This window comes from Methylocystis sp. B8, from assembly GCF_005771425.1.
GTDB lineage: Bacteria > Pseudomonadota > Alphaproteobacteria > Rhizobiales > Beijerinckiaceae > Methylocystis.
On record NZ_VBTZ01000006.1, the window covers coordinates 166,740 to 188,696 of the forward strand.

Sequence of the window (21,957 nt, forward strand, 5' to 3'; positions counted from 1 at the left end):
AGGGAGAATTGTGGACTATATCGAGAGTTTGATTCCGACGAAGGCCATGACGCTCGCCAAGGCGGGCCGTAAATAGCGGTCGGGAACCCGCGCCGCGAAGTGGGCCCCCAACGCAATGCCCGGAATTGAACCGATAAGAAGCGAGAAAAGCAGCAACCAGTCGACGCCGCCCATCAGCCAATGTCCGAAGCCGGCGATCAGCGTCAGCGGCACGGCATGGGCGATATCAGAGCCGACAAGACGCGCGGTCGGCGTGTGCGAATAAAGAGCCAGCAGCACGGTCATGCCGATCGCTCCGGCCCCGACGGAGGAGATCGACACCAGCACGCCGAGAAAGACTCCGAGGGTCACCGTCAACCAGAGCGAGCGTCTGTCGCTCATATTGCTAGTGTGCCTCGCGATGTGATCCAGGAGCCATCGCCGAAAGAGGATTGAGCACGCGGTGAGCAGCAGAGCGAATCCGAGAGCCGAAGTAATCAGGCCGTTGGCCGCGTGACCGCCCGCCTTGCCGAGCCAAGAGAGAAGGACCAGACTCGCAATGGTCGCAGGCACGCTGCCATAGGCCAGCCGGCGCGTGATGCGCCAATCCACCGTGCCGTGCAGGGCGTGAACGAGCGTGCCGTTTGTCTTGGTGATGGCGGCATAGAGCAGGTCGGTCCCAACCGCGGTGTTTGGGGCGATGCCGAAAACCAGCATAAGTATCGGCGTCATCAGCGAGCCGCCGCCGACGCCGGTGAAGCCGACGAGCGCGCCGACGGCGAAGCCAGAAATGGAATAGAGCGGATTAATTGTGCTCAGAGCGTCGAAGACTGTCGCCATTTTCCCTTTCCTGGCGAGACCGAATTTTACTCTATAAAGTGAGTCGACTTTGTCAATTCTGGTGTCCGACCTGAGTCGCCCATAAATATAGAAAACCGGCAGAATTCCATTAGAATGCCGGTGAATAAGGGAATTGCGCGAGTCATTCGCCGGGTCCCCTAAAGGTCAAACAGGGAATGCTGACGAAAAAAGCCAAGTATGGTCTCAAGGCTATGGTTCACTTGGCCGGAGTGCGGCCGGGCGAAACGGCGCTAGTCGCGGATATCGCCGCCTCGAACCAAATTCCAAAAAAGTTTCTCGACGCGATCTTGGGCGAATTGCGCAACGCCGGCTTCGTTTATTCGAAAAAAGGCAAGGGAGGCGGCTATATGCTGGCGCGCCCCCCAAAGGAGATTGGGGTCGGCAATATCGTGCGCGCGCTCGACGGGCCGCTCGCGCCCATTCAATGCGCGAGCAAAACGGTTTATCGTCGCTGCGACGATTGCGTGGACGAGACGCGGTGCGCGGTGCGCCTCGTCATGCTTCAGGCGCGTGAGGCCATCGCCGACGTTCTCGACAAGACCTCGCTCGAACAAATGCGTCGACTGGGTGAAAGCGACGACGGCGTCCGTATGCTCGTGGGCGCCGAGTTGTGAGTCGAGCGATGGACATGACGTGAGTCGGCTCCTATAAAGCGCCGGCGGCGAATTCCTGCGCTGCAGCATCTCCTGCGAGGGGCCGGCGCAAGCCGGATATCGAATGTTGGACAAGGTGACGCGAGTGGCGAAAGCGCGTGAGGCGACGGCGACGCTCCGGCACACCATGGTTGAGCGCCAGCTTCGTCCTTTCGACGTTACCGACGTGCCTTTGCTGGAACGCTTTCTCAGCGTCCCGCGCGAGCTTTTCCTGCCCGATTCCCTCGCGTCGCTCGCCTATTCGGATCTCGCGGTCTCCGTGAAATCCGCTGGCGGACACAAGCGCAGCCTGCTGCCGCCGCTCGTGCTCGCACGAATGCTCCAGGAGGCCGAGATCAAGGCAACCGAAAAGGCGCTCGATATCGGCGGGGCCGGCTACTCGGCCGCACTGCTCTCTGGACTTGCGGAGAAGGTCGTCGCGCTCGAATGCGACCCTGAGCTTTATGCGCGCGCCGAGGCAGGGATCGACGCGCTGAACTGCGAAAACGTGCAATTGGCGCTGGGACCGCTGGAAAAAGGCTGCCCTAGCAATGGGCCCTATGATGTCATCATCGTTCAGGGACATGCTCAGGCGGGCCTCGACGCCTTGTTTGAGCAGCTGACGCCCGACGGACGGTTGCTTGCGATTGTCAGGCCTGAGCCGCGCGCCGGCCAGCAAGTCGTGCGCTTCGAGCGTCAAGAAGGCCGCGCGGCCGGTGAGCGGCCGCTCTTCTCGGCCAGCGCGCCGGTTCTTGAAGGTTTCGCTCAGACCCCAGCGTTTAGCCTTTAGCGCCGCCATTTCGCCTCAATCACATTTCTAGCGTTGCATTCAGCGTTCATCGTAGCGACTCACCGCAGCCGGAGAGCGGCCGCGCGAGGAGAGGTTGGGGAACAATGGCGACTGACGGGTTTGGCCTCGGGAGGCGGCGAACAGCCCGCTTCCTGTCCTGCGCGTCCGCCGCATTAGCGCTTGCCTTCCTCACCGTCTCGCCTGGTCGGGCTTCGGCCGAAACCCTGCTCTCGGCTTTGGCCCGCGCCTATTATGGCAATCCGGACCTCAACCAGAGTCGAGCCAATGTGCGGGTGCGCGACGAGGACGCGCCGAAAGCAAAGTCCGGCCTTCGACCGAAAGCCAGCATTACCGCGCAATACGGCGCCCAATATGCCGCAGTGAGAATTCCCTTTGGCGTCCTTAGCAATCAGCAATCCGGCGCCCAGTCGGGCGCGAGCGGCGACATTCAGGGCACCTACACTGGCTATCCACGCGGCGCGACTTTGAACGTGTCGCAGACGCTGTTCGATGGCTTCCGCACCGAAAATTCTGTGCGGCAGGCGGAATCAGGCGTCTTCGCGGCGCGATCGACGATGCGTCTGACTGAACAGGCGACTCTTCAGAACGGCGCGACCGCCTACATGAACGTGCTGCGCGACACCGCGGTCGTCTCGCTGCGCAAGAACAACGTTTCGGTTCTGGAGGAGCAGCTCAAGCAGACGCGCGATCGCTTCCAGGTCGGTGAGGTGACGCGAACCGACGTGGCTCAGGCGGAGGCATCCGTGGCGCTGGCCCGCTCCGAATTTTATGCCGCGCAGGCGCAGCTTAAAAACAGCATGGCGAACTATCGCCAAATCATTGGCAGCGAACCTAAGCATTTGCAGCCTGGGCGCAGCCTCGAGCCGCTGCTGCCGAAGTCGCTGGAAGAGGCGATCGCCATCGCTCTCGTTGAGCATCCTGGCGTGACTGCCGCCCTGCATCAGGTCGACGCCGCCGAACTCGCCGTTAAGGTCGCCGAAGGCGCGTTGATGCCGAGCCTCTCGGTCAATACCCAGGTTTCAAATCAATTTGATTCATTTCTTGGACTGCCCGGATCCAGGCAGTTCACTGCGTCTGCGATAGGACAATTGAACGTGCCGCTCTATCAGGGCGGAGCAGAATATGCCTCAGTTCGGCAGGCCAAAGAGCAACTTGGGCAAGCGCGGCTCAATGCCGATGTTCAGCGCGACAGCGTGCGCGCCAGCGTCGTTTCGAGTTACGGCCTCCTCGAGACCGCGAAGGCGTCGATCATCTCAGGCCAGGCGGCGGTTAAGGCGGCGGAGACGGCGCTCGCCGGCGTGCGCGAGGAGGCCAACGTCGGACAGCGCACGACCCTTGACGTGCTAAATGCGCAGCAGGCGCTTCTCAACGCCCGGGTCAATCTCGTCACGTCCCAGCGCGATCGCGTCGTTGCTTCCTATGCTGCGTTAGGGTCGATCGGGCGCTTGTCGGCGCAAGAAATTAACCTCGCCGTCGTGGTCTACGATCCGAGCGTTCATCTTTATCAGGTCCATGAACAATGGTTGGGTCTCGACACGCCGGACGGCCGATAAGAATTTCGCGAATGCGGGTGACATCATAGGGCGAAAAGTGTGGAATTCATTCGGGCCGAATTGATTCGCGGGTTTGGCGTGGTCAGAAATGCGGTCCACCCTCATGCGCGGCGCCTTCCGCGCAAAGCGGCAGAACTCCATGAGCGCAGCGAACGCATCAGCCCCGTCGCACTCGTTCCAGGACGAAGCGCGCGCGAATGAGCCCTCCATGGAGGAAATTCTCGCTTCGATCCGTCGCATCATCGCAGATGATGACGGCCTCCCCGGCTTGCGCGGCGACGACCGTCGCCGCATTCGCCCGGATGTCGATGCGCCGTCATTAGCGGGTAAAGCCTATCCCGCGCCCGTGCTTGATCGACGTGAGGATGAACCGCCGTCATCGCTCGCGTTCGACCCACGTCGCGAGAAGCTAGAGACGGGCGACGCGCGGTTGCTGCGTTTCGCCGCCCGCGAGAGCGAGCAGAAAATGGAAGGCGCGCCAGCGGAGATTGATGATAAAAGCGCGTTCGAGCAGCAATATTCGAGTATAGGGGTCCCCGACGCCGGGCCCGAGAAGTCGCTGCTGTCGGCCGAGGCTGCAGCCGCGGTCGCGTCGCAATTTCAGGCCCTTGCGGCCAGTGTGGCGCTTAGTGAGAGCGAAATTCTAAATCACGGCGTTGAAGAAATGCTGCGGCCAATGCTGCAGCAATGGCTCGACGCCAATCTGCCCTCGCTTGTCGAGCGGCTCGTTCGTGTCGAAATCGAGCGGCTGGCGCGGTCTGGAACAAAAAAAGCGATCTAGCCTTAACGGCGCTTAAACCCGCCTAACTTATGTTGGCGGTCATGCATCGTCTCCGTGTTTTTCTCCGCGCGCTCATACTTCCGCTCGCTCTGTATACGGCGGCTGGCGTTACGGCCGCCTACTTCATTTGGCATGGGGTTAACGGTCAGCGTGGGCTGAAGACCGGCGAAGAATATGAGCAAAAGCTCGAACAGTTGCGTCTGGAGCGCAATCTGCTCAAGCTTCAACGCATGCACTGGGAAAGCCGTCTGGCGCTCATCAAGGGTAATGCCGTCGACGCCGACATTCTTGACGAGGAAGCCCGCAAGCGGCTGGGCCGCGTGCACAAAAACGACGTCGTGATCTTTCTGCAGGCGTCGCAAGCGCCTTAAGTTCAGCGGCCCCCGAAACGCGACTGCAGTCCAGGCGTTCCCGCACAATCGACGAGACCGCGCGAGATTAAATCTTCGAGATGGGCGAGCGTCGTCATCGCCGCGGCGGGGTGGAGGCGTTTGTCGACGCCTTCGTAAATGTGGGCGACAATCTCGGCGATCGTCTCGTCCCCGGCTTCGAGACGTTGGAGAATCGCAGCTTCTCGCGCGCGCCGATGATGTATCAAGGCGCGCAGATAGCGCTGGGGATCTCGAATTGGTTCGCCATGACCCGGCCAGTAAATGCTGTCGCGGCGCGCGCGCAGCCGCTCGACCGACGCCATATAGTCGCGCATCGAGCCGTCGGGCGGCGCAATCACGGTCGTCGCCCAGGCCATTACGTGGTCGCCGGTAAAGAGCGCTTGTTCTTCAGCAAGCGCGAAGCAGACGTGGTTAGCGGTGTGTCCGGGCGTCTCCAGGGCCACGAGCGACGTATCGCCAATTTCGAGTTCGTCGCCGTCCTTGAGCACAATATCCGGCGCATACGCCAAGTCATGCGCGGCGTCGAGATTAAAACCGCCGACGCGGTTGGACTCGGAAGGCGCATAGGGCCGGCATCCGGTTATCATGGCGCCCGTCGCCTCTTTCAGTGCGTGCGCCCCCGGAGAGTGGTCACGGTGCGTATGGGTGACGAGCACATAGCGTAGTTTTTCATTGCTGATCGTCGCGAGCAGCGCTTCAACATGGCGCGGGTCGTCAGGTCCGGGATCAATGATCGCCACGTCGCCGGATCCGACGATATAGCTGCACGTGCCAGTATAGGTGAAAGGACCGGGATTAGGGGCGAGCGCGCGCCGGACCAGCGGCGAGACGCGCGCTGCGGCAGCTTGTGAATTTTCGGCTCGAATGGTGGCGGCCCTCACTGCGGCTGCGTGGCCGCAGCGGCATCATAGGGCGTCCGGGAAGGGCTCGAAAGAGCGGCGCGGCGGCGGAATGTCCATGCCGCGCCGCCGCAGATTACATCGGGAAGAGTGCGTTCTGGCGCTGCAACTCGGACTGGATCGCGTAGCCCGTTCTGCCGCCGTAATTCACCTGGCACCAGACGACGCCGCCGGTGCCCTGGACACAAGCGCCCTGGTTGACCGTCTGGTTCTCCGGAATGTTTCCGATGATCTTGTAGTTGACGCCAGGGCCCTTGTAGATCGCGACCTGGTTGTTGGTGACGACGGGCGCGATAAGCACATTATTTCCCTGCGTTCCAAGGACGCCCGCGGCGACGAAGCCATGGACGGAGCCCGCCTGAACTTCGCACCAGTCGCGCTTCCACCCGGCGCCGCAGTCGACCACCGTCACATCGGTTCCCGCCGGCAGGGTGGCGACCACGCGCCATTTCGGGCTGGGCCCGGACCGGACGTTCGCAGGGCTGGTCACCGGATCGGCGAAAGCGGAGCCTCCAAACAGAACGGCGGCCGCGGCAGCAAATCCCAGAATTTTATTCATCTTCTACCTCCCAGTTAAAACTAAGCCTTTTTTAGCGCGAGGCTCTGGCTCTGGGGGAGAAACGAAATCGGAGCAAAACGGTTCCGCCCAAGGCCATATTCCACGCCACGCATTTCATATTCCTACGCTTCCGTTTAGCAAAGCCACAGCCAAGAAGACCAGCGCCAGTTCAATTTAAGGTTATCTCATTCCCCTTATTGGCGGGTCGGAGCGACGCTCCCTAAAAAGAAAAAGCGGCTTCGCCTTTGAAGCCGCCAAGTTTCACGCGCGAACTCGAAACCTACGCCTTCGAGCCGGACCCGAATTTCACGTCGCCCGGCGCGAACTCGCTTTCAGTCGAACACCGCTCCAAGCGCAACGCCGAGCAGTCCGACGACAATGGCGGCCGGCAGGACGGCATAGCCGCCCAACAGCAGCGCGCCGATCGTGCCGCCGATGGCCGCGGCAATCGCGCCGCCGACGATTTTGCCGGTATTGCTTTCGGACTTTTCGGTCTGCATCGCGTCTTTCGACATGGCATCCTCCCGTCTTCGCCGCATCGACGGGTCGGTAGCAGAGTCATGTGAGAGAGCGATGAGAGTTTCGTGAATACGCCGTCACCGCGGCGCCATGTTAGCTTCATCATCTCGCGAAATATCGCCGTGCTTTCTTGAAGCGACGCTACAGGCGGGGAGTTCTGGAGGCTTACGCAGCGACGCCTCGCACCACCAGCACCGAACATTGCGCGTGGTTGACGATCGTCGTGGCGTTAGAGCCGATGAGAAAACGATCCATTCCCGGCCGATGCGAGCACAGTACGATAAGGTCTGCGCCCCAGTCTTCAGCTTCGGCCAGAACCTTTTGGTAGACAGGGCCGAACAGCACTTTGGTTGATATGCGTTCAGGCGCATACTGAATCTTGGCGGCGACCGCCGCCATCTCCTTCTCGAGACCGCGACGCACTTGGAGATCAAAATTTTCCGGCACGTAATCAAGAAAGGCGATCGGTAACAGCGATTGCACGTTGACGAGCCGCATGTCGCCGTTGAAGGCCTTAGCCAATGCCTGCCCAACGGCGAGCGCGCGGTCCGTCATCTCAGGTTCGGTAATATCGATGGGCAGAAGAATCTTGCGATACATCGGCACCCTCCATCAGAAGATTCTTTAGGGATATGGCGCAGGGGGCGTTCGAAACAACAAACAAAGCCGAAGCTCGTTTAGCGGGGAATATAAATCGATTGCGCCACTAAGCTGTTACGTCGATTTCAACTATGGACCTTGCAGCCCGTCTGAGCGCAACTTAAAAAAAGCAGTCTCCAGGGGAGCGGCTGAGGTTTCATAACGCAATCTTCGGCCGGACCATGCGGTCTGATCTTGCCGAGGGCGAACCGTAGAATGGAAGGAGAAGACGGATGCATTTCACAAAAGCTACCTTTGTCCTGTTGCTGAGCGTGGGCCTCGCGGCGACGGCCGCCGCACAGTCGGCAAACAAAATCTCGGTCAATGTCGTCGGCCTGCGCGATGACGATGGCGTCGTGCGCTGCGGGCTCTACAATTCTGCAAGCACCTTTCGCCAGCCAGGCGCCCAGTACAAGGGCGTGATCGCGAAGATCAACGGCGGGCAGGCGAATTGCGTGTTTGCCGCCGTTCCAGCGGGCAATTACGCCGTCGCCCTGTTCCACGCCGAGCACAACGAGTCTGAGATTACGACCGGCGCATTCGGCAAACCGCAGGAGGGCTTTGGCGTCTCCAATAATCCGTCGATGACCTTCGGCGCGCCCTCCTTCTCGGACGCAGCCTTCGATTACGCAGGCGGCCAGAAGGCGCTGACCGTTCGGGTCAACTACTGATGATGCGTCCCGCTCTCGGCGATCGGCCCTGGAGCGCTGGATTCCGCAGCCTTGCGAACGAATACGACTACCGCATAGAGGACATCGACGGCAGCGTGCCGGCTAGTCTGCGTGGGACGCTGTTCCGCAATGGCTCCGGCCGCAACGACCTCGCTGGCAAATGGTTTCCGCACTGGTTTGACGGCGACGGCATGATCTCGGCGATCCGCTTCGACGAGACGGGCGTTCGCTATCAGAACCGATACGTCCGCACCGACAATTATGTTGATGAAACGCGTGCGGGACGGATCCTTTATCGCGGCTTCGGCAAGATGCGCCCCGGCGGCGTTCTCGCCAATATTTTTCATTGGCCGGGGAATGTCTCCAACACGTCGGTGGCGATGCTTGGCGAGCGGCTGCTCACGCTCTGGGAGGGTGGGCCGCCTTTCGCGCTCGATCCGAAGACGCTCTCGACGTTCGGGTTGGAGGATTTCGGCGGCGAGGTCCGCGCCTTTTCCGCGCATCCTAAGTTTGATCCGATCACCGGAGAATTATTCAATTTCGGAATCGATTACGGGTTGAAGACGACGCTCACGCCGTATCGCATCGATTCTTCCGGCCTGACGCGGCTTGCGCCAGTCACGCTGCCTTATCCGGTGATGAATCACGATTTCGCGTTGACGGAACGATTCCTCGTCTTTTGCATCGGTCCGATCCTGGTAAGCCCGTTGAAGTTTATGTTGGGCTTTTCGAGTTTCGACGGCGCGCTTTCTTGGGACGGCGGGCGACCGACCCTGATCCTGCTCGTTTCGCGCGACGGTTCGAGTTCGCCACGTTTCATCGAGACGGAGCCATTCTTCCAGTTTCACTTCGCCAACGGCTTCGAGGAGGATGACTCTGTCGTTCTCGACTTCGCGCGCTACCCGGACTACGCCGCGATCGGCGACGCGCTGCGCAATTTCTGGCGCTCTGACTTTAGCGCGCAGGGCTTAGCGGAGTTCATGCGCTTGCGCGTCGATCTTGCGACAGGCGCCGTCGAAAAGCGCGTCTTTGAGACCGGTCCCGCGGTCGAATTTCCAAGGGTCGATCCGCGCGTCGTCTCGAAGCCCTATCGCTACGCTTATGTGGCGGATAATGCGCCAGGCCGGACAGTCGGGCTGCAGCAGCGCATCACGCGCGTCGATCTAGAAAGCGGCGCAACCGTCTCTCATGACTTTGGCCCCGACGGCTATGTGGGCGAACCGGTCTTCGCGCCGACTCGCGCCGATGGCGACGAAGACGAGGGCGTCGTTCTCACTTTCGTGTATGACGCGGCCGATGGCCGCACGGCGATTGTCGGCCTCGACGCGCGCGACCTGTCGGATCGGCCATTGTTCGTCGCGCGCCTCAAACATCACGTGCCCTTCGCGCTGCACGGGCAGTTCACCGAGAGGCTTTTCTAGGGGGAAGAGTTGGGGGCCGTTCGGCTACGCCATGCGTTTTCGTAAGGCCGGAGCGTGGTGGAGCTGGGGGGATTCGAACCCCCGACCTCTGCAGTGCGATTGCAGCGCTCTCCCATCTGAGCTACAGCCCCGCTCCGGCGCGTGGGGTACACGGGGGGCGATTTCCTGTCAATCGTATGCTGCGCTTTTGACGCGCCAGAAGCGCCCGCACGACTAAGGATTGCCGAGGCGGGGCGGGGAGGCTAGACAGTCGGCAACCTCATCCGCTGGAAGCCCCTCATGTCCTACGCCGTGGTCAAACTCCTTCTCACGATCATCGATATTTACTGGTGGATTCTGCTCGCCACGGTGATTGTGTCCTGGCTCGTCGCCTTCGACGTCATCAACATGCGCTCGAACGTCGCCTATTCGATCTGGAAATGGCTGAACGCCCTCACTGAGCCGCTGCTCGGACCGATCCGCTCGGTGCTGCCAAGCGTCGGCGGTCTCGACATTTCACCGCTCATTTTGCTGCTGCTCATGCAATTCCTGCGCGATCTCATCGCCAGCAGCGCCGGCGCCTATACGCTTGGGTGAAGGAGGCGCGGGGAAAGCATCTTCCGCCTGGGCGGTCGAGCCGGGAGGGGTCGCGCTTCACGTGCGCCTGACCCCAAAGGGCGGACGCGACGCGATCGAAGGCGTCGAGGCTCTCGCCGATGGCCGCAACGTTCTAAAGGCGCGCGTGCGCGCCGCTCCGGAGAATGGCAGGGCCAACGAGGCGCTCATTGCGCTGATCGCCTCGGCGCTGCGGGCGCCTAAAAGCACGGTTTCGATCCGCGCTGGCGCGACCAGCCGCGTCAAAACAGTTTTCGTTGCGGGCGCGCCCGCGCTTTATCTCGACGCGCTGGCGAAGCTGGCGCCCAACTAACGGCTAGGACATGAGCAAGTCGAAGATCAACGTTGGCAATTTCTTCGAAGACTTCAAAATCGGCCAGATCATTCGCCACGCCGCGCCACGCACCGTCACGGTCGGCGAGGTCGCGCTCTACACAGCGCTTTATTTGCCGCGCTTCGCCGTGCAGTCGTCGACGGCTTTTGCGCAAGCCATCGGCTATGAGCGCGCGCCGATCGACGATCTTCTCGTGTTTCATCTCGTGCTCGGCAAGACCGTGCCGGACGTCTCTTTGAACGCGATCGCCAATCTGGGTTACGCGGATTTCAAATTCCTCGTTCCCGTCTATCCGGGCGACACGCTCTCGGCGACTTCCGAAGTCATCGGCCTTAAGGAAAACTCCAACAAGGAGACCGGCGTCGTCTATGTGCGCACGACGGGCGCCAATCAGCGCGGCGAGACCGTGCTGAGTTATGCGCGATGGGTGATGGTGAAGAAGCGCGACAAAGACGCTCCCGTCGGGCCGGAGGTCACGCCCAATCTGCCGAAGTCCGTGGATCCGTCAGAACTGGGCAAGGCCACGCCGGCGATCAATGTCGGCGCCTATGACAAGGCGCTGGCCGGCTCTCCCTATTTCTGGGGCGATTACGATAAGGGCGAGAAGATCGATCATATCGACGGCATGACGGTCGAGGAGGCGGAGCATCAACTTGCGACGCGGCTCTATCAGAACAACTCAAAAGTCCATTTCAATCAGTATTATGAGTCGCAGGGCCGCTTCGGCAAACGCATCATCTACGGCGGCCATGTCATCTCGCTCGCCCGCGCGCTCTCCTTCAACGGACTGGAAAACGTCTTCCATATTTCTGCTGTGAACGGCGGGCGCCACGTCAATCCGCTGTTCGCGGGAGGGACAGTCTTCGCCTGGTCGGAAGTGCTGGATAAGGCGGAGATTCCCGGGCGTAAGGATATCGGCGCGCTGCGCCTGCGGCTCGTCGCCACTAAAGACAAACCCTGTGCGGAATTTCCGCTCCAGGGGGCCGACGGCAAGCCCGACCCGGCGGTGCTGCTTGATCTTGATTATTGGGGCGTGCTGCCGCGATGAATCGGCTATGATAAACAGCCGTATCTGCGATCTTGGGGGGATTGGTCGAATGAACAGAACTTTTCTTGTTGCGCTCTCCTTTTGCGCGGCTATTTCGATCGCGCAGCCTGTCGCCGCGCAAGGCGCCGCCCCGCAAAGCAAACTCTCCGTTCCCATGGAGGCTTTGCCGCGCTACGGCTCGCTCGTTTCGGCCTGGTACAAAAAGCCGGTTTACGACACCAATGAGAAGAAAGTCGGCGTCATCACCGATATGCTGTTCTCCGGCGGCGAGGTCAACGCGATCATGCTCGACGTCGGCGGCTTCCTCGGCATCGGCGCCAAGCATGTCGCCATTCCCGCCAATGACATCACGGTCACCGAAAAGAACAATAAGACCTGGCTGACCATCAATACGACGAAGGACATCGTGAAGAAGGCGACTGGCTACAAATACGACGCGAAGGAACACGCCTGGAAGCAGATGTAAGAAACGCCGCCGCGAGTAGTGCGCTTAATCCGCGTTCGTTCATTCGCGCTCTTTCAGAAGGGAATTTCTCATGCTGAAACATGTCGTTGTTGCAGCTTCGCTCGCCCTCGCGCTTGCAACCCCGCCGGCCTTGGCGCAGCAGGCCGGAGGCGAAACCATCGTCATTGTTCCGATGGAGAAGCTGCCGATCTATGGTTCGGTGGTCTCTGCTTGGTATAAGCAGCCCGTCTATGATCCCAACGAAAAGAAGCTCGGCACGATCGCCGACATGCTCTTTTCCGCGGACGGCTCCATCAATGCGGTGATGCTGAACGTCGGCGGCTTTTTGGGCCTCGGCGTGAAGCATATTGCGGTTCCGGTTTCGTCGATCACGATCACGCAGAAGAACAACAAGTCGTGGCTGACGCTCAATACGACGAAGGATCTGCTGAAGAAGGCCACCGGCTATAAGTTTGATAAGACCACCGGTCTTTGGGATCCGATTTAGCTGAACTCTCAAGCCGCGCCGCAGCGTCACGTACGGATATCTGCGGCGAAGGTTGGAACATCGGTCTCCGATGCTTGTTCTAGGCGCACAGGAACATTTCGTTCGCTGTGAAGCGTAACTCGCACGGAGAGTACAATGCTTAAGTCCTACGTCTTCGCTGGCGCGCTCGTCGCGACCCTGTCAGGCGCGGCTTTGGCCGAACAGATGAATCGTATGGACCGGCCTGGCGGCGCAATGGACCGCTCCACGACCGGGGCTATGGACCGCTCTACGACTGGCGCGACCGGAGCACGGCCGGAATTCCTGACGGCGCTTCCACAGAACGCGCTGCTGGTCTCGAATATCCACGAGCAGAACATTTATGATCCGCAAGAGAATAAGCTCGGCGCGATCAAGGATCTCATTATGGATCGCGGCGGCAAGGTCACCGCGGCGATCATTTCTGTCGGCGGCTTCCTCGGCATCGGTGAAAAGGATGTCGCAGTGCCGTTCAGCGACATTAAAGCCACCGAGCGTAACAACAGATGGTGGCTCACCCTGAACGCCACGAAGGACGAGCTGAAGAACGCGACGGGCTTCCGCTTCGACAAGAATAAGGGCCTGTGGACGCTCGGCGCCAAGTAACCGCCGATCCTTCTCAGTATTGTGAGAAGTCTCGCCGTCCGCCGGCGAGGCTTCTTTACATCCGCGCTGGCAGCTTGTCTTCGTCGGCAAGATTGGAGAAGCGCGTCACTTCCGCCTCGAAGGCGAGCTGGATCGTCCCCGTCGGGCCATGACGCTGTTTGCCGATGATCGCTTCGGCGCGACCATGCGCGCGCTCCATATCGGCCATCCATTGGATGTGTTCTTCAGTGCCTTCGCGCGGCTCGCGGTTGCGCAAATAATATTCCTCGCGGAACACGAAGAGGACCACGTCCGCATCCTGTTCGATAGAGCCAGACTCGCGCAAATCCGAAAGCTGGGGACGTTTGTCGTCGCGATTCTCGACCTGGCGAGAAAGCTGCGACAGCGCGATGATCGGCACGTTGAGCTCCTTCGCCAGCGCCTTTAAGCCTGTCGTGATTTCCGTGAGCTCTTGAACGCGATTATCGGCGCGCGTGCGCGATCCCGCGAGCAATTGCAGGTAGTCGACGACGAGCAGGTCGAGGCCTTTTTGGCGTTTCAGTCGCCGCGCCCGCGCGGTGAGCTGCGCAATCGAAATGCCGCCGCTCTGGTCGATATAGAAGGGAATGCTTTGCATCTGCCTCGCGGCGTCGGCGATGCGGCGAAAGTCGTCTTCGTTGATGTCGCCGCGGCGAATTTTGTAGCTTGCGACGCCCGACTGCTCGGCAATAACGCGCGTCGCCAGTTGTTCGGCAGACATTTCGAGCGAGAAGAAGCCGACAATCCCGCCATTGATCGTCTTATGCGCGCCGTCGGGCTCAGTTTCGAATTGATAGGCGCTCGCGACATTGAAGGCGATGTTGGTCGCAAGCGCCGTCTTGCCCATGCCGGGACGCCCCGCCACGATGACAAGATCGGATTTCTGCAGACCGCCCATCTTCTCGTCGAGATCGAGAAGGCCCGTCGCTATGCCCGAAAGATGGCCGTCGCGCATATAGGCGCTGCTCGCCATGTCGAGCGCAGTCGTGAGCGCATCCGCAAATCGCTGGAAGCCGCCGTCGTAGCGACCGGTTTCCGCGATCGAATAGAGCTGCCGCTCGGCTTCCTCGATTTGCGCGCGCGGCGGCGAATCGATCGGCGAGTCATAGGCCGTGTTGACGATATCCTGCCCGATGACGATGAGCTCGCGGCGAACCGCGAGATCATGCACGGTGCGGCCATAGTCCTCGGCGTTGATGATCGTCGTCGCTTCCGCGGCGAGCCGCGCAAGATAGGCCTGTATCGTCACCCCAGCCGGAAGCTCGATGTCGGCGAGAAACGTCTTTAGCGTCACGACGGTTGCGAGCTTGCCGGCGCGAATAAGCTGCGCGGCGACTTCATAGATGCGGCGGTGTAATTCCTCCGAGAAATGCTCGGGCTTCAGGAAGTCCGAGACTCTGTCGAAAGCGTCGTTGTTAACCAGAATGGCGCCGAGCAGCGCTTGCTCGGCTTCGATATTGTGCGGCGGCGCGCGATAGGCGGGCGCTTCAGGCTGCGCGATCTGAATCGCGCGCCGGCCCGCCAATTGTTCGATTGGCGGCATCGATCTTTTGACTTTGCGAGTGTGCGCCCCTCAGCTCCGAACGCGACGCGCGAGTCGTTGGGGCTCGATCAACGATACATTAAAATGCGTCCGCCGCCACCGGCTTTTCGAGTCGCCGCACGTAGACGCCGGGTTGCGAGTCCTTTGCACATTCGTCCACATCGCAAAAAAAGATTTCTCGCTTGCAGCTCGCGTCGCTCTTGCGCAGTTCGAATCGACCTACGAACAAAAACGGCGGCCACGAAGGCCGCCGGATGAATCACGAAAAGCTTGCGAGCTATTACAGTTCCACGTCGCCGGCTTGGGCCAGAGCCGCGCCGACTTCGAGACCGAGATCGTCCATCGACGTCTCTTCCTTGAGCGTGACGCTTTCGCCGCGCGCCTGACGCGCGGCCTCTTCTTCCGAGCGGGCGACGTTAATCGTGATGCTCACGTCGACTTCCGGGTGCAGATGCACGGGCGTCGGATGAAGGCCCAAGGTCTTGATCGGGTGCACCAGGACGATCTGGTTGCGATTGACCGAGAACCCGCCGGCGGTCGCCGCCTCGGCGACGTCGCGCGCCGAAACCGAACCATATAGCTGGCCGCTCTCGCCCGCTTGGCGAATGATGGTGAAGCTTTGGCCGTTGAGCTTTTCTGCGACGGCTTCGGCTTCCTTCTTGGCCTCGAGATTGCGGGCCTCGATCTGCGCGCGCTGGGTCTCGAAATGCTTCTTGTTGTTTTCCGTCGCGCGTAGCGCCTTACCGCGCGCCAGCAGGAAATTACGTGCGTAGCCGTCGCGCACGCGCACGGTGTCGCCCATCTGGCCAAGCTTGGCCACGCGTTCAAGCAGAATGACGTCCATCTTTTCTATGTCTCCAGGATTGCGGGCTATGTCGAGAAAAACCGGTGAAAAGTCAATCCGGTTTTTGCATTGCGGCCGGATCTGCGTCGGTCTTTCGGGCGCGATAGTTGAATATGAGGTCGGCGAGGCCGAGCGCCGCGAAAAACAGGATGGGCCAACCCAAAAGTCCGAGCGTGAAATAGATGATCGCGAGCACAAGCGCGCTCGAGCGCGAACCGCGCAGAAAAATATGCGCGACGGCAAGGCCCTGAAACGCCAGGAGCATTCCCGTGGTCGTCGAGAGCACTAGGCCGATCGGGCCGGCTAGGCCGCCGAAGAACGCCAGCGCGATCCCGCTTAAGAAAAGGCCGCCAACCGGCTTTGGAACGCGGAACTCCTTGGCGATGTCCGGCCAGGGCCGGCCAAGCAGCTTGGACGCCTGCGCAATTCTTGCGGCAAGCCACAGATTGATGACGTGGATCAAAAGGCCATAGGCGGCGAAAAACGCCGGAACGGCGCGCGCCACCGACCCTGATAGCGTCGTCGGATCAATCTTATCGCCAAGGTCTCGTTCCTTGACCATCAGGTCGAGGAGAATGAAGGCGCGCGCCCGGATCGGGTTCAAGGCTTCGTCGAGCGAGCCGAACACGAGGGTCGCGACGACCAGCCAGAGAATGATCGCAGTCGCCAAAAAGGTCGCGGGCGCGAGAGCCGCCCAGCCCGGCAGATTGCTCGTCAGCCTGTCCCTCCCGCCGCGCGGCGCGCCGGACGCCGCGTAGACGGCGGACCACGCCGGCGCCGCCACCAACAGCGCATAGGCCATTCCGATCACCGGATGCGGCCAGAAGGAAAGGATCACCGTCGCCAGTATCGCCGCCGTCGCGCCATGGATGAGACCGAAGGCGAAAGCGACGATCATGATCGGCAGCGGCGCGAGATGCGCAAAAAGGAGGCCGCCAAGCCCGCCTCGCGTCACGACGGCGAAGATCACCGCAGCGGCGACGCCGCCGAGAACCGAAACGGCGACATTCGGCCAGGAGAGGACGCTCTTGTCGGGCAAAATTGGATTCCGCTGACGGCGCGTCGCCGCATTTGGCGGATGACGCGAAAGGCGCCGCTCGGCAGACCGTCGACGCATTGGGGTTTTAGGAGGTCGCAAGCCAAAGGGCAAGGCGGCGCTGGGGTTATGAAAATAAGCCGTCGCCGCCCGTAGCGCATTACGCTCGAGCTCGAACAAACAGAGCGAGGAAAAGTTACTTCCTAAGACCGTCGAGGCCTTTGAAGCCTAGCCGGCTTAGGAGAAACCGAAATGAGCCGAATGTCTTATGCTTGGGTCGCGGTTTTGGCCGGCGGGCTGGCCATCGCAGCGCCCGCGCAGGCGCATCATCAATTTCTGGTCGCGTCGTTTCCAGCTTCGAAACAGGTGGTTGCGGGGCCAGTCCGGCAGATCAAACTGGTGTTCCAAGGCAAGGCGGATGCGGTGATCTCGACGATCACGCTCAAAAGCCAGAATGGAACGGTCATCGCCAAGGCTACGCAAAAGGAAGCGTCGAGGGAGTTGCTGTTGGACACGCCGGCCTTGCGGCCCGGTCTCTACGAGGTCGACTATCGGGTGCTCGCGACCGATGGGGAGATTGTGGAGGGGTGTTTCCCCTTCTTAATTCAAGCGTCGCTCTCCGCCTAGGGCCTAAAGCTCACGCAGTTCTGGACCTGGACGACGCGATAGCGCGCGCCAGGTCCCGGCGAGGCCGAGCGCAATAGTCACGGCGAGCGTCGCCATCGAGATGAGCGCCGCCGTCCATGGCAGGAAGGCGAAATCGATCTTCATCACCAGGCTGGTCATGGCGCAGGCGGCGCCGGCGCCGGCTGCGACGGCGATCAGGGACGCGACGAGGCCCACGAGTCCAAATTCCAGCGCATAGGCAGTCGCGAGCCAAGGGCGAGTTGCGCCTAACGTCTTCAGCACGACTGCGTCGTGCACTCTCGCCCGCTGGCCGCTCGCGAGCGCGCTTGCCAGCGCCAGCACCGCCGTCACGATAGCGAGTCCTGCGGCAGCGCGCGCGGCCAGCGCCAATTGCCCGGCGATTTTGTCGATCGCCGCCAGCGCGTCCTTGACCCGCACCGAAACGACGCTTGGGAAACGCTTGGCTGCTTCTCGTGCGAGGTGCGCATCCAACGCGTCGCGCGCTGCAATCGTGGGCGCGCCATAAGCGACGGTGAAGAGCTCCGTGTAAGGCGCTCCTGAAAAAACATTCGGCGAAAACACCATCACGAAATTGATGGCGTAGCTCCGCCAGTCGACTCTGCGCAGATTGGCGACCTTCGCAATTATCTCCCTGCCGAGCACATTGACCCGAATAGCGTCGCCGATTCCCACACCCAATCCTTCGGCGATCTTCTGTTCCAGCGAGACGAGCGGCGGACCAGCGTAATCGGCCGGCCACCATTCGCCTTCGGCGAGCGCGGAATTCGTCGGAACAGTGGAGGAAAACGTCACGCCGCGGTCGCCTTCGAGCGCCCATTTGGCGTCGTCGGCCACCGCGATCTTTTCGACGGGCGTGTCTTTCACGGCGACGATGCGACCGCGCATCATCGGCACATGCTCGATGCGCGCGCCGGGCGCTTCGGCGGAAAGGAAATCGAGAAAGGTTTGAGTTTGCGCCTTCGGAATATCGATGAAAAAGAAGTTGGGAATCTCTCCTGCGTCGGCGCGCGCGAGCTCCTTGTGAATCGCGCCTTCGACCAACGCGAGCGCAATGAGCAGCGTTTGCGTCAGGCCGATAGAGATCATCAGCGCCGGCGTGAGACTTTTCGGCCGCCAAATGTTGGCGAGCGCGAAGCGCAGCCGCGCGTCGCGCAGGCGGGGAAGGGCGCGCGCCAGCCGCATCACGCTCCAGGCGGCGCCGCGAAGCAATCCGAAAGCCACGACTGCGGCGGCGACATAGGCCGCGCCGAGCTTGACGTCGAAGGACGTCGCCAGGACCAGCGCGACAAGCGCGACGCCTGCAGCCCATGCGGCGGCTCGATAGCGCGCGAGACTTGGAGTGCGCTGATCGTCGCGCAGCAACGCCGCGACTGGAACTTCATGCGCGCGCCCAAGCGGAACGAGCGCAAAGACGAGAACGACGAGGAAACCATACAGCGCGCCGTAAAGCGCGCCGCGGGCGTCGAGCGAGGCGGATACGGGGAGGTCGGCGAGATCGCGCAGCGCTTCCGCCGCCGCCCATGGAATCGCCGCGCCGGCGATAAGCCCAAGCAAAATGGCGAAAGACGCCGCCGCCAGGACCTGGGCGAGGGCGATCCTAAAGACGCGCGACCCCTCTGCGCCGAGCGCCTTTAGGATCGCGAATTGCGCGCGCTTGCGCTCGACGAAGCCTTGCACGGCGTTGGCGACGCCGGCGCCGCCGGCGACAAGCGCCGTGAGCGCAACGAGCGTCAGCAGTTGCGCGAAGCGGTCGAGATTGCGCGAGAACTGCGGCGACACGGCGTCGCGCGTGCGCGCCTCCCATCCGGCTTGCGGAAATGCGGTCGCCGCTTCGGCGGCGAAGGCCCTTGCGTCAGCGTCGCCCGCAGCCCCTCTGAGAGTGACCCGCACGACATTCCTGACGATCGAGCCCGGTGTCGCAAGCTCCGCGCTAACGAGCGCGGCGCGAGTCATCATCAGGCGTGGTCCGAAGCCCACGCCGCCAGCGAGCTTATCGGGCTCGCTGCGCAACAGCGCCCGCAGCACGAAGCGCGAAGCGCCGACCATGACCACGTCGCCGAGCTTGGCGTCGAGGCGCGCCAGCAGCATGGGATCGACGGCGACGCCAGGGGGTCCCTGCCGCTCCTCCAGCGCAGCGGACAAAGCCATGTCAGGTTCGAGCGCTACCGCGCCAAAGGCGGGATAGGTTTGTGGATCGACGGCCTTGATTTCCACCAGCGCCGCTTCGCCGTCATCGCGCCGCGCCATCGCCCGCATCAGCGAAATTTCGGAAAGCCGCCCGCGCGCCGCAAAGAAGGCGCGTTGCTCTTGTGAAAAATCTCGCGAAACGAGGCTGAAGGAGGCGTCGCCGCCCAAGATCGTCCTGCCCTCGCGCGCGAGTCCCTGCGCCAGCGAATGGGAGAGGCCGGATACGCCGGAGATCGCAGCGACCCCGATCACGATGCAGGCGGTGAAGACGCCAAAGCCGCGCGGGTCGCCGACGAGATCGCGCAGGGCGAAGCGCAACGCGAAGGGCAGGGCGGCGAAGCGTAAGGCTCTCATGATGTCGCCGGCTCGGTCGCTTCGACGCGGCCCGAGCGCAGCATCACCCGCCGGCCGCAGCGCGCCGCCAAAGCCGGATCATGGGTGACGAGCATTAGCGTCGCGCCGCGGCGCATTTGCTGCGCAAAAATGAGATCGATCACGGCCGCGCCAGTCTCGGAGTCGAGGTTGCCGGTGGGTTCATCCGCCGCGAGGATCAGAGGGTCGGGGGCCAGCGCCCGCGCCAGCGCCACCCGCTGCTGTTCGCCTCCCGAAAGTTGCGCCGGGTAATGGGACAGGCGTTCGGCGAGCCCAACTGCGGCAAGCTCCGTCTCGGCCCGTCCGAAAGCGTCAGTTTTTCCAGCCAGTTCGAGTGGAATGGCGACGTTCTCCAGCGCCGTCATAGTGGGGATCAGCTGGAAAGACTGGAACACGATCCCTATGTTTTCCCCTCGGAAACGCGCCAGCGCGTCTTCCGAAAGCGCGCTCAAATCGCGCCCGTCGATCCTGACGCTGCCGGCGTCTGGTCGCTCAAGTCCGGCGAGGGTCATGAGCAAAGTCGATTTGCCTGAGCCGGAGGGTCCAAGAAGAGCGACCGTTTCGCCCTGCGCCACACTCAAGCTGACATTCTTGAGCACATGTACGCGGGCGGCGCCTTCGCCGAGCGTGAGATCGACGCGCTCAACCTCGATAATTTGTCGCCGCAAGGAGGAAAACCTTGATTGATGCGCCGCATTCGACGCCCGAAGTGCAGTCGCTTTATTGCGCTTTCCGCCGTCCGCTCCAAGTCGCGGCGACCGCCGTCCTCGCGCTGTTCACGCTCGCGGTTGCGCCGGCCCAGGCGGCCCCGGTCCGAATCCTTGCGTTCGGCGACAGTCTCACAGCCGGCGCCGGCGTCGCCGCCGAGGACTCGCTTCCGGCGCAACTCAAGAGACGCCTAAGCGAGGATGGGTTCGACGTTGAAGTCGTGCAAGGGGGCGTTTCCGGCGACACCACGACGACCGGGCTCGCGCGCCTCGAATATACTTTGGGAGCGGGTCCGTTCGACATCGCCGTCGTCGAGCTCGGCGCAAACGACATGCTGAATGGGCACGACCCGAAGGTGACCCGCGCCAATCTCGATCAGATTCTGGCGACCCTGAAGCAAAAAGGCGTTCGCCCGGTGCTGACGGCCATGGTGTCGAGCGCCAATCACGGGCAAGCTTATAAGCGGGATTTCGATTCGATTTATCCGAATCTTGCCGCCAAACATGAGGCGCCGCTCGTGCCCTTTATCTTGGAAGGCGTCTGGGGTTCGCCCGCGCTACTCATTGGAGACGGCGTTCATCCCAATGCGGCCGGCGTCGCGAAGATCGTCAAAAAGCTTGCGCCCTATGTCGAAAAGACGCTCGTCTCGATGGGGGCGAGTAAGACCTCGCGCGCGCAATGAGGCCGCGCGATCCCGTTCGGGGAGGATGTCATGCCCAGACTGTTCACGGCCTTGGAGATTCCCCGACAGATCGCGGAAAGCCTTGCGAGGCTGCGCGGCGGCGTGCCCGGCGCGCGATGGATCGACGTTGAGAATTATCACATCACCTTGCGTTTCATCGGCGACGTCGACGACGCTTTCGCGCGCGACGCCGCGCATGCGCTCTCTTTCATTCGCCGTCCGGAAGTCACGGTCACCTTCGACCAGTTGACGTCCTTTGGCGGCGACAAGCCCCGCGCTATCGTCGCGCGCGCACGGCCTGAGCCGGCGCTCATAGAAATGCAGGCGGAGCAGGAGCGGCTGCTGCGCCGGCTCGGCGCGCCGCCGGAGGCGCGCAAATTCATTCCTCATGTGACGCTTGCCCGGCTGCGCGGCGCGAGCGCCGGCGCTGTCGCAGCCTATCTCGGCGCGCGAGGTTACTTCCCGCCGCTGCGCTTTACCGCTGAGCGCTTCGTGCTTTATTCGTCGCGCGATTCAGTTGGCGGAGGCCCCTATATCGTCGAGGCTGAATATCCCTTTATGGCGGCGCCGCAGGCGCTGACAGGAACCGCGGGGATTTAGGCTAAAGGCGCAAACGCCTTCGCCCTCAGGATGAGGAAACCTTCATATC

26 protein-coding genes and 1 tRNA gene are annotated in these 21,957 nt (G+C 61.8%); 16 read left to right on the forward strand and 11 right to left on the reverse strand.

All coding sequences use genetic code 11. The features are described 5' to 3' along the window. Positions 1-15 precede the first annotated feature (15 nt). Positions 16-819 carry a sulfite exporter TauE/SafE family protein gene (locus FEV16_RS11810; protein WP_138167828.1) on the reverse strand — a complete coding sequence of 268 codons (804 nt, stop codon included), beginning with the start codon at positions 817-819 and terminating at the stop codon, positions 16-18. A gap of 176 nt (positions 820-995) precedes the next feature. Here FEV16_RS11810 and FEV16_RS11815 point away from each other — a divergent pair, with 176 nt between their 5' ends. From FEV16_RS11815 to FEV16_RS11835, 5 genes are all read left to right on the forward strand, one after another. Continuing rightward, positions 996-1,454 (forward strand): Rrf2 family transcriptional regulator, encoded by a 459-nt coding sequence (locus FEV16_RS11815; protein ID WP_138167829.1) that lies wholly within the window; start codon positions 996-998, stop codon positions 1,452-1,454. A gap of 103 nt (positions 1,455-1,557) precedes the next feature. After that, entirely contained in the window at positions 1,558-2,262 is a 705-nt protein-coding gene (locus FEV16_RS11820; protein ID WP_138167830.1) for a protein-L-isoaspartate O-methyltransferase, read from the forward strand. A gap of 104 nt (positions 2,263-2,366) precedes the next feature. After that, on the forward strand, positions 2,367-3,836 hold the full coding sequence (locus FEV16_RS11825; RefSeq protein WP_138167831.1) for a TolC family outer membrane protein: 1,470 nt from the start codon (positions 2,367-2,369) through the stop codon (positions 3,834-3,836). A 139-nt stretch (positions 3,837-3,975) separates the two neighbouring features. Then, positions 3,976-4,617: a DUF2497 domain-containing protein gene (locus tag FEV16_RS17460; RefSeq protein ID WP_138167832.1), complete on the forward strand. Its 642-nt coding sequence runs from the start codon at positions 3,976-3,978 to the stop codon at positions 4,615-4,617. A 41-nt stretch (positions 4,618-4,658) separates the two neighbouring features. Then, positions 4,659-4,988 carry a septum formation initiator family protein gene (locus FEV16_RS11835; protein ID WP_138167833.1) on the forward strand — a complete coding sequence of 110 codons (330 nt, stop codon included), beginning with the start codon at positions 4,659-4,661 and terminating at the stop codon, positions 4,986-4,988. A gap of 2 nt (positions 4,989-4,990) precedes the next feature. Here the strand turns inward: FEV16_RS11835 and FEV16_RS11840 are convergent, their stop codons facing one another. From FEV16_RS11840 to FEV16_RS11855, 4 genes are all read right to left on the reverse strand, one after another. Then, complete coding sequence (locus FEV16_RS11840) at positions 4,991-5,890, reverse strand: MBL fold metallo-hydrolase (RefSeq protein WP_138167834.1); 900 nt, start codon at positions 5,888-5,890, stop codon at positions 4,991-4,993. A gap of 94 nt (positions 5,891-5,984) precedes the next feature. Continuing rightward, entirely contained in the window at positions 5,985-6,467 is a 483-nt protein-coding gene (locus tag FEV16_RS11845; RefSeq protein WP_138167835.1) for an SH3 domain-containing protein, read from the reverse strand. 332 nt (positions 6,468-6,799) lie between these two features. After that, the gene (locus FEV16_RS11850) at positions 6,800-6,982 is read right to left on the reverse strand and encodes a hypothetical protein (RefSeq protein WP_138167836.1); all 183 of its coding nucleotides are present in this window, start codon (positions 6,980-6,982) and stop codon (positions 6,800-6,802) included. A 169-nt stretch (positions 6,983-7,151) separates the two neighbouring features. Then, complete coding sequence (locus tag FEV16_RS11855) at positions 7,152-7,586, reverse strand: universal stress protein (protein ID WP_138167837.1); 435 nt, start codon at positions 7,584-7,586, stop codon at positions 7,152-7,154. Positions 7,587-7,858: 272 nt separating this feature from the next. On the opposite strand from FEV16_RS11855, the gene FEV16_RS11860 reads away from it, so the two are divergent. After that, entirely contained in the window at positions 7,859-8,296 is a 438-nt protein-coding gene (locus FEV16_RS11860; RefSeq protein WP_138167838.1) for a DUF2141 domain-containing protein, read from the forward strand. After that, positions 8,296-9,717, forward strand: a complete 1,422-nt coding sequence (locus FEV16_RS11865; protein ID WP_138167839.1) for a carotenoid oxygenase family protein — start codon at positions 8,296-8,298, stop codon at positions 9,715-9,717. The genes FEV16_RS11860 and FEV16_RS11865 overlap by 1 nt, the downstream gene beginning before the upstream one ends. Positions 9,718-9,772: 55 nt before the next feature. Here FEV16_RS11865 and FEV16_RS11870 read toward each other — a convergent pair. Further along, a tRNA-Ala gene (locus FEV16_RS11870) sits at positions 9,773-9,848 on the reverse strand. Positions 9,849-9,996: 148 nt separating this feature from the next. Here FEV16_RS11870 and FEV16_RS11875 point away from each other — a divergent pair. The 6 genes from FEV16_RS11875 (at position 9,997) to FEV16_RS11900 (ending at position 13,270) form a co-directional block, all read left to right on the forward strand. Continuing rightward, positions 9,997-10,293 carry a YggT family protein gene (locus FEV16_RS11875; protein ID WP_138167840.1) on the forward strand — a complete coding sequence of 99 codons (297 nt, stop codon included), beginning with the start codon at positions 9,997-9,999 and terminating at the stop codon, positions 10,291-10,293. Continuing rightward, positions 10,286-10,624: a DUF167 family protein gene (locus FEV16_RS11880; RefSeq protein ID WP_138167841.1), complete on the forward strand. Its 339-nt coding sequence runs from the start codon at positions 10,286-10,288 to the stop codon at positions 10,622-10,624. Before FEV16_RS11875 ends, FEV16_RS11880 begins: the two co-directional genes overlap by 8 nt. Positions 10,625-10,634: 10 nt before the next feature. Further along, positions 10,635-11,693 carry a MaoC family dehydratase gene (locus FEV16_RS11885; protein ID WP_138167842.1) on the forward strand — a complete coding sequence of 353 codons (1,059 nt, stop codon included), beginning with the start codon at positions 10,635-10,637 and terminating at the stop codon, positions 11,691-11,693. A gap of 49 nt (positions 11,694-11,742) precedes the next feature. Beyond that, positions 11,743-12,159 (forward strand): PRC-barrel domain-containing protein, encoded by a 417-nt coding sequence (locus FEV16_RS11890; RefSeq protein WP_138167843.1) that lies wholly within the window; start codon positions 11,743-11,745, stop codon positions 12,157-12,159. Between the two features lie 70 nt (positions 12,160-12,229). Next, the gene (locus tag FEV16_RS11895; RefSeq protein WP_138167844.1) at positions 12,230-12,646 is read left to right on the forward strand and encodes a PRC-barrel domain-containing protein; all 417 of its coding nucleotides are present in this window, start codon (positions 12,230-12,232) and stop codon (positions 12,644-12,646) included. Between the two features lie 135 nt (positions 12,647-12,781). Then, positions 12,782-13,270: a PRC-barrel domain-containing protein gene (locus FEV16_RS11900; RefSeq protein WP_138167845.1), complete on the forward strand. Its 489-nt coding sequence runs from the start codon at positions 12,782-12,784 to the stop codon at positions 13,268-13,270. 55 nt (positions 13,271-13,325) lie between these two features. Here FEV16_RS11900 and FEV16_RS11905 read toward each other — a convergent pair whose 3' ends face one another. The 3 genes from FEV16_RS11905 to FEV16_RS11915 form a co-directional block, all read right to left on the reverse strand. Next, on the reverse strand, positions 13,326-14,831 hold the full coding sequence (locus FEV16_RS11905) for a replicative DNA helicase (RefSeq protein WP_138167846.1): 1,506 nt from the start codon (positions 14,829-14,831) through the stop codon (positions 13,326-13,328). 280 nt (positions 14,832-15,111) lie between these two features. Continuing rightward, a complete protein-coding gene (gene rplI, locus FEV16_RS11910; RefSeq protein WP_138167847.1) occupies positions 15,112-15,675 on the reverse strand; it encodes a 50S ribosomal protein L9 in 564 nt (187 codons plus the stop codon). A 52-nt stretch (positions 15,676-15,727) separates the two neighbouring features. After that, complete coding sequence (locus FEV16_RS11915; RefSeq protein ID WP_138167848.1) at positions 15,728-16,714, reverse strand: DUF2232 domain-containing protein; 987 nt, start codon at positions 16,712-16,714, stop codon at positions 15,728-15,730. Between the two features lie 249 nt (positions 16,715-16,963). Here FEV16_RS11915 and FEV16_RS11920 point away from each other — a divergent pair, with 249 nt between their 5' ends. After that, positions 16,964-17,338 (forward strand): copper resistance CopC family protein, encoded by a 375-nt coding sequence (locus FEV16_RS11920; RefSeq protein WP_138167849.1) that lies wholly within the window; start codon positions 16,964-16,966, stop codon positions 17,336-17,338. Between the two features lie 3 nt (positions 17,339-17,341). Here FEV16_RS11920 and FEV16_RS11925 read toward each other — a convergent pair whose 3' ends face one another. Both FEV16_RS11925 and FEV16_RS11930 read right to left on the reverse strand, forming a co-directional pair. After that, on the reverse strand, positions 17,342-19,900 hold the full coding sequence (locus tag FEV16_RS11925) for an FtsX-like permease family protein (protein WP_138167850.1): 2,559 nt from the start codon (positions 19,898-19,900) through the stop codon (positions 17,342-17,344). Continuing rightward, positions 19,897-20,586, reverse strand: coding sequence for an ABC transporter ATP-binding protein (locus FEV16_RS11930; RefSeq protein WP_138167851.1), 690 nt, complete (start codon positions 20,584-20,586; stop codon positions 19,897-19,899). The genes FEV16_RS11925 and FEV16_RS11930 overlap by 4 nt, the downstream gene beginning before the upstream one ends. 11 nt (positions 20,587-20,597) lie before the next feature. On the opposite strand from FEV16_RS11930, the gene FEV16_RS11935 reads away from it, so the two are divergent. After that, positions 20,598-21,308 carry an arylesterase gene (locus FEV16_RS11935; RefSeq protein WP_138167852.1) on the forward strand — a complete coding sequence of 237 codons (711 nt, stop codon included), beginning with the start codon at positions 20,598-20,600 and terminating at the stop codon, positions 21,306-21,308. A 30-nt stretch (positions 21,309-21,338) separates the two neighbouring features. Beyond that, positions 21,339-21,908 (forward strand): RNA 2',3'-cyclic phosphodiesterase, encoded by a 570-nt coding sequence (thpR, locus tag FEV16_RS11940; RefSeq protein WP_138167853.1) that lies wholly within the window; start codon positions 21,339-21,341, stop codon positions 21,906-21,908. Positions 21,909-21,957: the final 49 nt, after the last annotated feature.

What these genes read in the sequence shown, in the direction of transcription:
- FEV16_RS11810 (WP_138167828.1), bottom strand. Translation starts at nt 819, where the DNA reads ATGGCGACAGTCTTCGACGCTCTGAGCACAATTAATCCGCTCTATTCC.
- FEV16_RS11815 (WP_138167829.1), top strand. Translation starts at nt 996, where the DNA reads ATGCTGACGAAAAAAGCCAAGTATGGTCTCAAGGCTATGGTTCACTTG.
- FEV16_RS11820 (WP_138167830.1), top strand. Translation starts at nt 1,558, where the DNA reads ATGTTGGACAAGGTGACGCGAGTGGCGAAAGCGCGTGAGGCGACGGCG.
- FEV16_RS11825 (WP_138167831.1), top strand. Translation starts at nt 2,367, where the DNA reads ATGGCGACTGACGGGTTTGGCCTCGGGAGGCGGCGAACAGCCCGCTTC.
- FEV16_RS17460 (WP_138167832.1), top strand. Translation starts at nt 3,976, where the DNA reads ATGAGCGCAGCGAACGCATCAGCCCCGTCGCACTCGTTCCAGGACGAA.
- FEV16_RS11835 (WP_138167833.1), top strand. Translation starts at nt 4,659, where the DNA reads ATGCATCGTCTCCGTGTTTTTCTCCGCGCGCTCATACTTCCGCTCGCT.
- FEV16_RS11845 (WP_138167835.1), bottom strand. Translation starts at nt 6,467, where the DNA reads ATGAATAAAATTCTGGGATTTGCTGCCGCGGCCGCCGTTCTGTTTGGA.
- FEV16_RS11850 (WP_138167836.1), bottom strand. Translation starts at nt 6,982, where the DNA reads ATGTCGAAAGACGCGATGCAGACCGAAAAGTCCGAAAGCAATACCGGC.
- FEV16_RS11855 (WP_138167837.1), bottom strand. Translation starts at nt 7,586, where the DNA reads ATGTATCGCAAGATTCTTCTGCCCATCGATATTACCGAACCTGAGATG.
- FEV16_RS11860 (WP_138167838.1), top strand. Translation starts at nt 7,859, where the DNA reads ATGCATTTCACAAAAGCTACCTTTGTCCTGTTGCTGAGCGTGGGCCTC.
- FEV16_RS11865 (WP_138167839.1), top strand. Translation starts at nt 8,296, where the DNA reads ATGATGCGTCCCGCTCTCGGCGATCGGCCCTGGAGCGCTGGATTCCGC.
- FEV16_RS11875 (WP_138167840.1), top strand. Translation starts at nt 9,997, where the DNA reads ATGTCCTACGCCGTGGTCAAACTCCTTCTCACGATCATCGATATTTAC.
- FEV16_RS11885 (WP_138167842.1), top strand. Translation starts at nt 10,635, where the DNA reads ATGAGCAAGTCGAAGATCAACGTTGGCAATTTCTTCGAAGACTTCAAA.
- FEV16_RS11890 (WP_138167843.1), top strand. Translation starts at nt 11,743, where the DNA reads ATGAACAGAACTTTTCTTGTTGCGCTCTCCTTTTGCGCGGCTATTTCG.
- FEV16_RS11895 (WP_138167844.1), top strand. Translation starts at nt 12,230, where the DNA reads ATGCTGAAACATGTCGTTGTTGCAGCTTCGCTCGCCCTCGCGCTTGCA.
- FEV16_RS11900 (WP_138167845.1), top strand. Translation starts at nt 12,782, where the DNA reads ATGCTTAAGTCCTACGTCTTCGCTGGCGCGCTCGTCGCGACCCTGTCA.
- FEV16_RS11905 (WP_138167846.1), bottom strand. Translation starts at nt 14,831, where the DNA reads ATGCCGCCAATCGAACAATTGGCGGGCCGGCGCGCGATTCAGATCGCG.
- rplI (WP_138167847.1), bottom strand. Translation starts at nt 15,675, where the DNA reads ATGGACGTCATTCTGCTTGAACGCGTGGCCAAGCTTGGCCAGATGGGC.
- FEV16_RS11920 (WP_138167849.1), top strand. Translation starts at nt 16,964, where the DNA reads ATGAGCCGAATGTCTTATGCTTGGGTCGCGGTTTTGGCCGGCGGGCTG.
- FEV16_RS11925 (WP_138167850.1), bottom strand. Translation starts at nt 19,900, where the DNA reads ATGAGAGCCTTACGCTTCGCCGCCCTGCCCTTCGCGTTGCGCTTCGCC.
- thpR (WP_138167853.1), top strand. Translation starts at nt 21,339, where the DNA reads ATGCCCAGACTGTTCACGGCCTTGGAGATTCCCCGACAGATCGCGGAA.